Origin of the sequence: Bartonella gabonensis, assembly GCF_903679515.1 — a bacterium.
In the GTDB taxonomy this organism is placed as follows: Bacteria; Pseudomonadota; Alphaproteobacteria; order Rhizobiales; family Rhizobiaceae; genus Bartonella; species Bartonella gabonensis.
Genome location: NZ_CAHOYM010000015.1, coordinates 34,760 through 45,753 on the forward strand (window position 1 = coordinate 34,760; position 10,994 = coordinate 45,753).

The following is a 10,994-nucleotide window of genomic DNA, read 5'->3' on the forward strand; positions in this document are numbered from 1 at the left end:
TTCTGTTACAAACAATAAGATGTCCACTATCATACAGAAAAAATTACTATTTTGCGACAAATGCCTTAAGGAAAAAATATGAGTCACCGTGATCCAGCATCTCATTCTGTGGAAAAGGTTAATACTAAATATGAGGCCCAAGTCATTATTGAGGATATTGATACGGCACACAAAGAATTAGATATTATACAACAAGAAATTGACAAAGTTATTTTTGGGCAAAGTCATGTCATTGAATATGCTTTAACGGCTATTTTTGCTGGCGGTCATGCTCTTTTTGTCGGCGTTCCAGGGCTTGCAAAAACACGTCTTGTTGAAACATTGGGAACCGTCTTAGGGCTTGATGAAAAACGTATCCAATTTACCCCAGATTTAATGCCATCAGATATTATCGGTTCTGAAATTATGGATTCCGATAAAGAGGGAAAGCGTTCTTTTCGCTACGTTCAAGGTCCCATTTTCACGCAACTTCTCATGGCCGATGAAATCAATCGTGCCTCTCCACGCACACAGTCAGCTCTTTTACAAGCTATGCAGGAATATCATGTGACTGTTGCAGGGTCCCGTTATGATTTGCCACAACCTTTTCATGTTCTTGCAACACAAAATCCTCTCGAACAAGAAGGGACCTATCCACTTCCTGAAGCTCAACTCGATCGCTTCTTGATGCAAATTGATATTGACTATCCTGATCTTACAACAGAGCGGCAGATCATTTTAGAAACAACAAAAGAAAAAAAATCAAATGCAAAAGCAATTTTATCCGCCCCCAAATTGCAAAAAATTCAAAATATTGTTCGCAAAATGCCTCTTTCAGAAAATGTAATCGAAGCTATTTTAAGAATTGTCCGCTCAGCCCGCCCTGATAAAGACAATAGCCTTGCCAATACTTATGTTTCTTGGGGACCCGGTCCGCGCGCATCACAAGCCCTCTCACTTTGTGTTCGCGCTCGTGCTCTTTATTATGGGCGTTTAGCCCCCTCGCTTGATGATGTTGAGGCATTGGCCTATCCCGTATTACAACACCGAATGGCTCTTAATTTTTCTGCTCGTGCTGAAGGTATAACCGTAAAAGATATTATCAATAACCTTGTGAAAGATGCTCTTTAAATGGCTATTGGCAAAAAAGTTTCACAAAAACCTCCATTGTCGCTGGCAAAAGAGCTGTATAAGGATAATGGCAAAATGCCATATTTCCTTTTACAAGCACGTCATATTGCCAATACACTGATAACCGGATGGCATGGGCAACGCAAACGCGGTCATGGAGAAAATTTTTGGCAGTTTCGTCCCTATATGGAAGGAGAATCCATTACCCGCATTGATTGGCGTCGCTCAGCGCGTGATGAAAATACATATCTACGCGAGCACGAATGGCAAATGACACAAACCGTTTGGCTTTGGCCTGATCAGAGCGCATCGATGCATTACTGTTCGCGCTTTTCTAAAATTTCTAAAGGCAATCATGCCATCATTTTGACCCTTGCCTTGGCATCACTTCTTGCACGGTGCGGCGAACATATTGCTATTCCCAATTTAATGCCCCCCACAACGACATTCAATATCGTAGAACGAATAGCATTTGCTTTAGAAAATCATTTAGATGAAAATTCATTTCCGGATTTTTCAACGATTACGCGCTTTTCACATGCCATTATAATGAGTGATTTTCTCGACCATCCTGAAAAAACCATCCAACATTTAGCTTCTTTATCGACAAAACAGGTGACAGCTCATTTAATTGAAATTGCTGATCCCGCAGAAGAAAACTTCCCCTACACAGGTCATACAGAATTTTTTGATCCTGAAACAAAAGAAAAATACACTTTTGGAAAAGCAGAAAATCTTCGTAAGAGCTATTGTAAGCTATATCAAGCACGGCGACAAGAGTTGGTAAATTTTTGCGCACGCCAAGGGTGGTCTTATCACGTCAGTTCAACGGATCAACCTTTAACAGAAACTATTTTACATCTTGCAAATACAATGAGTGACTCTTCATTGCAAAAAAGGAGGGCACTTTGAGTTTTGCTGCTCCCTTTCTGTTATTAGGGCTCTTGTTTCTACCGGTTATTTGGAGGCTGTTGCGGATAACCCCTCCCTCTCCGCGTAAAGAGCTCTTTCCTCCTTTACGTTTCTTACCCAAACTAACTCATCAGCAGGAAACAGCAAAACATACCCCTTGGTGGTTACTCTTGTTGCGTTTAACCATAGCCGCACTTGTTATCATAGCTCTAGCCCGCCCCACTTTGAATCAAAAATCAATAAGCTTTTCTGGATCTCAACCCCTTGCACTCATTATTGATAATGGTTGGGCAACTGTAAAAGAATGGAAAAAACGCATCTCTACCGCTGAAATGCTCCTTGCACAGGCAGAAAAACAGCAAAAAAATATTTATCTTGTTGCAACGGCTGAAAATGATATCTCCAACGAGGAACCCCAACCAGCAAAGGTTATAAAACAGTATTTAATGCATTTGCAATCGCGTCCTTGGCCTGTCAACCGTGTGCAGTCCTTAAAAAAACTTAGTCAAATAAACAACGGAAAACCTCTTGATATTGCTTATTTAAGTGATGGATTACAAACAAATGAAGATGAGCAAACTTTTGCTCTCCTTGAAGAATTAAAACCTAGAAACTTTTTATGGTATTTGGCTGACATTTCCGATTTAGTTGGCATAACATCCATAGAAAATAACGAGGGAAATATGGTCGCGCGTATTATTCGCTCAACAACAGACGGCACAATGTCCGCTACACTCAGCCTTTACGATTCAAACAACCAACTTCTCGGTCAATTTACGAAAAATTTCTCTGAAGGCGAAACAACAGCTCTTGTTCCTTTTGATGTCCCCCTTGAACTGCGCAACGATATCGCTTGGATAAAAATCAATAACCAAAATCATGCCGCTGCAACTTTCTTAGTAGATAGCCATAGCAGAGTAAGACGTGTTGCTCTTCTCTCCCCCGATACCAATGAAATGGCACAGCCTTTACTTGCTCCATTTTATTATATTATCAAAGCATTACGAGGTCATACACAGCTTATAACTTCTGGTGGAAGAGAACTTTCAACAGATATTGATCATTTGCTTAAACAAAATCCATCTGTTTTCATTATGGGCGACATGGTTAATATCCCTGAAAAAGCAGAAAAAAGGCTTTCTGATTTTGTGAACAAAGGGGGAACACTCATCCGCTTTGCAGGAGAAAAACTCAGTGGTGCAGAACATTACGATAGTCTTCTTCCTGTACCGCTGCGTCAAGGGCAACGTTCCCTTGGCAGTATTATGTCTTGGACGAAGCCACAAAAGCTTGCCCCTTTTGCAAAAAATAGCTTTTTCTTTGATCTTCCTTTTCCAGAAGATATCACTGTCTCGCGCCAAATCCTCGCAGAACCAACCCCAGATCTTTTCGAAAAAACGTGGCTTAGCCTTTCAGATGGAACTCCTCTTATTACCGCAGCAAAACATGGTAAAGGAACCCTCATTCTCATTCATGTTGCTCCTGATCCTACATGGTCGAATCTTCCTCTTTCTGGCTTTTTTGCACAAATGTTGCAAAAACTAATCACATTAGGGTCTTTTGAAAACACCAACCTAACACACAGAGAAAAAAGAACAATGGTACAAAAACCTTGGCGAACTATAACCGCTAATGGACAATTACAAATACCACCCTCTGATGTTGTTCCACTGATCTGTGATACTCTAAATCCACCCCATCCTTCCTATCATACTCCCCCAGGACTTTATGGTGTCAAAAACGATTTTTATGCGCTCAATCTCTTAACTTATTCATCGCGCTTGATGAAACAATCATCATTGCCAACTTCTCTTAATAAGAACCCTTTATCTTATGATACAAAAGAAAAAAATCTGATCGGTATCCTTTTAGGATTAGCCCTCTTATTATTCGCCTTTGATAATTTTCTCATTTTATGGATGGGAGATATTTTTTCTTTTAATAAACGACGGAACCTGTTTCTCCCCCCTCTCATCATTCTGATTGGCCTGTTTTCATATGATCCAACGCTTCAGGCACAAACGGCAGAAAATCATCATGATAGTGTGCAAGCCGCTGGTGCAACACATCTTGCCTACGTTATAACCAACAATCATGAAATTGATACAACGAGTAAAAATGGTCTAGAGGCCTTAAGCCAATTTATCGCAGAGCGTACAATGCTTACCCCCGGCTCTGTTAAGGCACTTGATCTCGATAAAGATGAACTCTCCTTTTATCCTCTTATTTACTGGCCCATTGATGTTAAGAGTCCTATACTAACTTCCAAAAGCCTTGAAAAAATAAATAACTTTATGAAGCATGGGGGAACCATTTTATTTGACACGCGCGATCAGATAAAGAGCAATCTTACCCTTGAAGGAGCTGCCACTCCAGAAACGCAAAGATTACAAACCATCTTAAAAGGGTTAAACATCCCGTCCATTGAACCCGCATCAACAGATCATGTTGTTGCTCGTTCTTTTTATATTATGCCAGATTTTCCTGGTCTCTACCGTGGTTCACCTTTATGGGTTGAATCCTCATCAGCAAACAAAAAAAATAAAAATTCTCTTAGCTCTGGCGATAATGTAAGCTCTCTGCTCATTACCGCAAATAACCTTGCCGGTGCTTGGGCACTCGATGAAAAAGGAACATGGAAATATCCCCTTGTTCCCAATGATCCAATGCAACGTCTAAGGGCATTTCGTGCCGGCTTAAATATTGTCCTTTATGTGCTTACTGGAAACTATAAAGCAGACCAAGTTCATGTTCCAGCACTCTTGGAACGCTTTAAAAGAGAAAGAAGGCAATGAACTCACTTTTCACTTTTCAGCCTTTTTTACCTCTCTTTTGGATTCTGCTGTTAAGCGGAATACCCATTCTTTTTATTGTTGTTGGTCTTGTTACACAGCGTCAAGGGTCTTTATTTCGTCTGATGGCATTAAGCGCCCTCATCCTTGCTTTGCTCAATCCAATGATTATCAAAGAACAGCGCGAGCCTCTGAAAAGTACGGTAGGCATTGTCATTGACCGCAGTAAAAGCCAAACTTTTGGAAAACGGATAAACGACAGTGATGAAGCGCGCGCGCAATTAATCGAAACATTGGCACATTATCCACAATTTGAACCACGTTTTATTGAAGCTGGAAAACTTGCTGATAATCAATATGCCCCTTCAACGAATTTGTTTGATGCTTTAACACAAGCACTCTCTGATGTACCACCCTCTCGTTATGCAGGAACCATTTTTATCACTGATGGACAAGTGCATGACATTCCTGAGCTATCAGATCTTCATCATGAAGCACCTCTTAATGCTCTGATCACAGGACGCTCAGATGAATTTGATCGTCAAATCAAGTTTATTTCTCCTCCACGCTTTGCCCTTGTCAATAAACCACAAAGGCTCTCCATTTTGGTAGAAGATCAAGGAATCCGCCCAAAAACAATACCACAAAAAGCCAATATTACACTCAGCGTCAATGGACAAGAAGTTGGCCATTATTCTGTGACTCCTGGTATTATTTTTCAAACTGAAATTACTCTTCCCCATGCTGAAAAAAATATTATCCAAGCGACAACTGAACCTTACAAAGATGAACTAAGCGGTGAAAACAACCGCGCCATAACAACCATTGAAGGAATTAGAGAAAATTTACGCGTTCTTCTTATTTCAGGCGCCCCTTATAATGGAGAACGGACATGGCGTGACCTTTTGAAAGGTGACTCCAATATTGATCTTGTTCACTTTACTATTTTGCGTCCCCCTACCAAAACCGATAATACACCCTTAAGCCAATTATCCTTAGTAGTCTTTCCCACAAAAAAACTCTTTGTTGAAGAGATTAATAACTTTGATCTCATTGTCCTTGATGGTTACCAGCACTCTGCTGTTTTGCCTTTAATCTATTATGATTATATCGCCCAATATGTACAAAAGGGGGGTGCATTGCTGATGGTAACAGGACCTGAATTTACTCAAAAAAACTCACTTGCGAAAACACCTTTAATAAGCATTTTACCGGCATTGCCTAATGGCGCTATTATTGAAAAACCTTTGCGCCCCGCATTAACTAAAGAAGGTGAGCGCCATCCTGTAACAAGGGATCTTGCCTCGCTTAACCTTCCAGCTTCTCAATGGGGGCAATGGCTGCGACAAATTGCTATTCAAGATGCATACAAAGGTACAGCTCTCATGAAAGGAGCCGATGAACACCCCCTTTTACTTCTTTCCCATGTTGATAAAGGGCGTTTAGGCATGTTGCTTTCCGATGAAAGTTGGCTTTGGGCACGAGGGTTTGAAGGTGGTGGTCCTTATGCGGCTCTTTATCGCCGAATTGCTCATTGGCTCATGAAAGAACCAGAACTTGAAGAAGAAAAACTAAGCGCGACCAGCAGCCATCATCATTTAACAATTCGCCGCCAAACTCTGAAAGATCATCTAGAACCTGCTGAAATCACTTTTCCTTCTGGAAAAAAACAAAAGATCGCCCTTACTCAAGAGAAAGAAGGCCTCTTCACTGCAACTATAGCCACTGATGAGACAGGGATTTTTACCATTAAAAATGGCGATTTAACAATACTGTCTTCTGTAGGAATGCTCGATAATCTTGAATTGTTTGACTTAATTTCAACACAAGAAAAATTAGCCCCTATCATTAAGCACACGGGTGGCTATATTGGGCGTTTACACCCTGATGGAAAAGAAAATATTCATCTTCCTCCACTCAAGCTGATTCAATCAAAAATAAGCTTGTCATCTTCCCCTGCACATTCAATTATTTTGAAAGAAGCTACAGAAACGCGTTTAATTAATACCTCTTATTTTTCAATATTTTCTGGTTTTTTTGCACTGCCTGTTTGCCTCTTACTGTTGAGCAGCATGTGGTATCGTGAAGGCCGTTAAAAAATCCTGAGATTTTGTAGAGTAATTTTAAAATTAAGCTTATCTTTTTGTGTATTTACTTATTTTTTTATAATTAGATAAGACATTGAGTTATAATGGATAATTTATCTTTTTTTCATATCGAGCCATTATTCTCAGTAGGATTTTCCTTTCTTGTAATCCTTTCCATATTAAATCAATGAAAATCATTCTCTTGCACATCATCAGAATGGGGGACGTATGAATAAAAAACATTGATAAAGAGAGTGAAATTTCTCTTACGAATCCTCTTAAAGCAAGGATTTTTATAAAGTTGGGACGGGATAGTATGATAGTTTTGGTTAGTACCTTGTATAAGTATAAAGAGGGTGGTGCATGAATAAGCCTTATAAACAAGACTTTTCATAGCATTGAAGAACTTTCATGAAATGGAATCAAGCGCATTGGGAAATATTTCTTCAAAAAAATATGTGCGTGTACAACACAATGATATTTTATTTGGGATATTCCTCTTGAGGTGCTCTGTTTTGCGTGAAAAACATCTCCCCTTAAAAGCATATATGACAACGCAAAACCATAAAAATTTCTTATGAATACAATACACTCTTTTGCATTTTATACTGAGTGATTAGATTTTTTATGATAATATGTTGTCGTATAAAAGCTGTTTAAAGATCTTAAAACGTCTGACCATCATTTTAAAGTTTATCCTATCATACAAAAGACATATTGGTTGCCGAAAATGGTCTGTTGTATTATGCTTTCCTTTGTTATAAGAAATATAATACAGCATCAATTCTCCAAAGAATTTTCTCATACTTTCAAAAGCTATTTTTCATTTTACAATCCTTCTTGCCTTTAAGCACCAACTTATCTTATGCTTTTTCTTTAAATCGTTTTTAATATTCTACGAGCTTTTATGTTTCATCTTGCCCATATATCCGATATACACCTTTCCCCTATCCCGAAACCTACCCTTTTTGAACTTTCTGGAAAACGTCTGACCGGTTATTTAAATTGGCAAAAAAAACGTAAGAATCAAATGGCAACAGATGTCTTGGAAACTTTAATAGATGCCTTGAATAAAACAAAGCCTGATCACCTTGTGATCTCTGGTGATCTTGTGAACCTTGCTCTCGATAAGGAATTTGAACAAGCTCGTCGTTGGCTCCTTAACTTGGGACAAGCTCAAGACATTTCTTTAACATTTGGAAATCATGATGCCTATGTCCGCGGCGCCTTCCAAAAAGCATGTACTCTCTTTAAACCTTGGATCACAGGTGATGTGCCTCAAAAAAGTGCCTTTCCTTATATGCGTATTCGCGAAGATGTCGCCATCATAGTTGCTTCTTCAGCCATCGCAACTCCCCCTTTTCAAGCTTCTGGTTATTTTGGTAAAATGCAAGCGCAAACGTTACCGCACCTTTTAAATGAAGCAGCAAAGCGCAACCTTTTTCGTGTTGTCATGATCCATCATCCCCCTTTTCCCAAGGCAACCTCTTGGCATAAAAAACTACGGGATATAAAACGTTTTCTAGACGTTATCAAACATCACGGTTGCGAACTTATTCTGCACGGACATACTCATTTACCCACATTGAAGTGGATTGAAGGACCAATTAAAAAAATTCCTATTGTTGGTGTTCCTTCCGCATCACAAGCTTTTGGTGATAAAAAACCACCCGCAGGCTTTAATTTATTTTCCATTGAACGCTTACAAAATCAATGGCACTGTCAGTTGCAACGTTATAGCATTATCAACCCCCAAAACGAGATGGCCTGTAATGAAACAATTAATCTTTAAATGCTTAAACATATCCAAAGTTACCAAAACAACCTAAAGCGAAAATATTTTCACTTCATATCCCTTTCATAAATAATAATTTTATTGCCTCATCCTCTTAAAAAGATAAAGTTCTACCTTCTTTGTTGATAGATCAATTTCTTTCAAAGAGCCCCGTTGGCTAACCCCATTTATGTGACTGACTTTACAAAGTCATTGATTTACTTCCTTCTCGTTCTCAAGGACGAAGATTTCTACCCTATCTGATTTATAAATAATCTGGATTCTTTTCGCACAGATTCTACCTGCGATTGTACATATGATTTACTTCACAAAGTTCTAAAAATCTTGCTTTGCATTTCATCGCCCCTAAACCTCTCATAGGCAAAATCCTCATAGCGCTATAGTCATGATATTTTATAAGATAATAGAGAAGCTCATTTAGCTTTTATAGCTCGATATCAATGACGATAAAAAGCTCAATAACAACTAAAACATATAATTTTAATAATCCCCCCTTGTCATTCATTAAACAAATGATGTTAATTGATTTATGATAAATAGATTTGAAATGATCTTCCACTATTATATGTGATAGTTATTATCGCACATTTAAACTTTTATAAAAATAATATATTCTATTTCAATAATAAGCACCAGTAATAATGTTTTTTATATCTCGATAAATTCCTATTTTGCTATCCATTTTTTCCGATAAAGCACTTTATAATACTCCTTAATAATTATCTATTACTCTGTATTATTATCTATAATAAAGCATAAAATATCCAATAATAAAAAAATTATAATATGAATTTTTATTATTATTGAGTTATTTTTTGGATGTAATTTTATGCTCTTTAAACAGAAAAGTCGATTGTATGAGAGGTCTTTCAAATAAAACAGAATACCATTGGCTTGCTAATTCATGCGTTTGTTTTAAAGAAGTATCTTTTCTACCCGAATCCATTTCACGACGTCCCCCATGAATGGTTTAATGATAAAGTCCATTAAGCACCATATTCTCGTTTATGAAGAAAAAATCGCTACCATAAAACAACACTTTTCTTCCCAATGCTGCGTTAGCTCTCCACACTTGAGACGGTTTATAAAAAGAATTTTTATTGTTTCTTTAATGTTTTTATACTCACAGTCCTCCCCGCTTTTAACGTATAAAAGACATGGTTTTGATTGTTTCAACGTGGAATAGGTTTGAAATGAGATAATCTTATGATACTTAGGCCTCTCATTGCACATGAAAATAGTGAATTATCTTTATAAATAAAACTATTATTCGAATAAAACAGTGTCTCTTCTGCGTAAAATAGTATTTTACATTATCTATTTGAAAAATAAAAGCCTCATTTCAAATGAGGCTTTTAAATTGTTTAATTTTGAAAAAAATTAAAATTTATAAGCTACACCCACGCGGAAATCGTTTGTCTTGTAGCTCAGTTCATATTTATCATCTATAAACTTCTTCTTGCCGAAATCTGAATAACGATATTCTGCGCGCACAATAACATTATCAGTCATTGCAAAATCAACGCCCCCTCCAAGAGTATAACCAATCATGGTCTTTTTTTCATCATGCAACCAATCAGAAAGATCAACTGCTCTACTTTTGCTATCAGCTACTGCCGAAAAAACATTCTGAAGCTCCGTATAAGCAACTCCTCCAGAAACATAAGGCATCATACGATCAATCGCAAAACCAACTTTCACCCGTGTAGCACCAGACCATTTTTGTTTTAAAGTATGATGTATAGCCTCAATAGGCAACGCTGGAGTTTCATCTTCATCAGAAGCTCTTGTTAGACTTGCTCTTTTTGAAGATTTTGATATTTCTCCAGTTTGATTTTTTTTCGGTATAGGAATATCCTTCGTATTCTCTTTATCAAGCCACATAATGTCCGTATCAATACCTATAATAAAACCATTATTGATATCAACATTGGAACCTGCATAAACGCCCCCGATAAAACCAGAAAGTTTAAGTAAATTCTCTTTTGTAACTGGATTCCATGTCTCATCTTTAAAATAATTTGCAGTTACTTTACTTGAAAAGTTGCCGATCTGTCCTCCAAGATAAAATCCTGTCCAAGAAAAAGCAGGCGCTGTAATAACAGGAACGGACTGTTCAGGAACAAAGATATCCGCTGCCTGTAATACAGAAATTGAAATGAAAGAAAATATAGTTATTGGGATTAAATACTTTGTAATCATAATTGCTCCCCTAAAAGCTAATGTGAACGTAAATAATAGTTAATCGTTTCACACTTTTTGAAAGAAATCTATAGCAAAAATGACACAGTTATAAAA

6 protein-coding genes are annotated in these 10,994 nt (G+C 37.7%); 5 read left to right on the forward strand and 1 reads right to left on the reverse strand.

The features are described from left to right. The first annotated feature begins 78 nt into the window (after positions 1-78). From HWX04_RS04400 to HWX04_RS04420, 5 genes are all read left to right on the forward strand, one after another. Positions 79-1,110 carry an AAA family ATPase gene (locus HWX04_RS04400; RefSeq protein ID WP_175868997.1) on the forward strand — a complete coding sequence of 344 codons (1,032 nt, stop codon included), beginning with the start codon at positions 79-81 and terminating at the stop codon, positions 1,108-1,110. Further along, positions 1,111-2,022 carry a DUF58 domain-containing protein gene (locus HWX04_RS04405; protein ID WP_175868998.1) on the forward strand — a complete coding sequence of 304 codons (912 nt, stop codon included), beginning with the start codon at positions 1,111-1,113 and terminating at the stop codon, positions 2,020-2,022. Then, positions 2,019-4,817: a DUF4159 domain-containing protein gene (locus HWX04_RS04410; protein WP_175868999.1), complete on the forward strand. Its 2,799-nt coding sequence runs from the start codon at positions 2,019-2,021 to the stop codon at positions 4,815-4,817. The genes HWX04_RS04405 and HWX04_RS04410 overlap by 4 nt, the downstream gene beginning before the upstream one ends. Further along, a complete protein-coding gene (locus HWX04_RS04415) occupies positions 4,814-6,910 on the forward strand; it encodes a glutamine amidotransferase (protein ID WP_175869000.1) in 2,097 nt (698 codons plus the stop codon). The genes HWX04_RS04410 and HWX04_RS04415 overlap by 4 nt, the downstream gene beginning before the upstream one ends. An 898-nt stretch (positions 6,911-7,808) precedes the next feature. Beyond that, entirely contained in the window at positions 7,809-8,693 is an 885-nt protein-coding gene (locus HWX04_RS04420) for a metallophosphoesterase family protein (RefSeq protein ID WP_175869001.1), read from the forward strand. Between the two features lie 1,383 nt (positions 8,694-10,076). Here HWX04_RS04420 and HWX04_RS04425 read toward each other — a convergent pair. After that, the gene (locus HWX04_RS04425; RefSeq protein ID WP_175869002.1) at positions 10,077-10,898 is read right to left on the reverse strand and encodes an outer membrane protein; all 822 of its coding nucleotides are present in this window, start codon (positions 10,896-10,898) and stop codon (positions 10,077-10,079) included. Between the last annotated feature and the right edge of the window lie 96 nt (positions 10,899-10,994).

Coding starts and splice junctions, on each gene's coding strand:
- HWX04_RS04415 (WP_175869000.1), top strand. CDS start 4,814: ATGAACTCACTTTTCACTTTTCAGCCTTTTTTACCTCTCTTTTGGATT.
- HWX04_RS04420 (WP_175869001.1), top strand. CDS start 7,809: ATGTTTCATCTTGCCCATATATCCGATATACACCTTTCCCCTATCCCG.
- HWX04_RS04405 (WP_175868998.1), top strand. CDS start 1,111: ATGGCTATTGGCAAAAAAGTTTCACAAAAACCTCCATTGTCGCTGGCA.
- HWX04_RS04425 (WP_175869002.1), bottom strand. CDS start 10,898: ATGATTACAAAGTATTTAATCCCAATAACTATATTTTCTTTCATTTCA.
- HWX04_RS04400 (WP_175868997.1), top strand. CDS start 79: ATGAGTCACCGTGATCCAGCATCTCATTCTGTGGAAAAGGTTAATACT.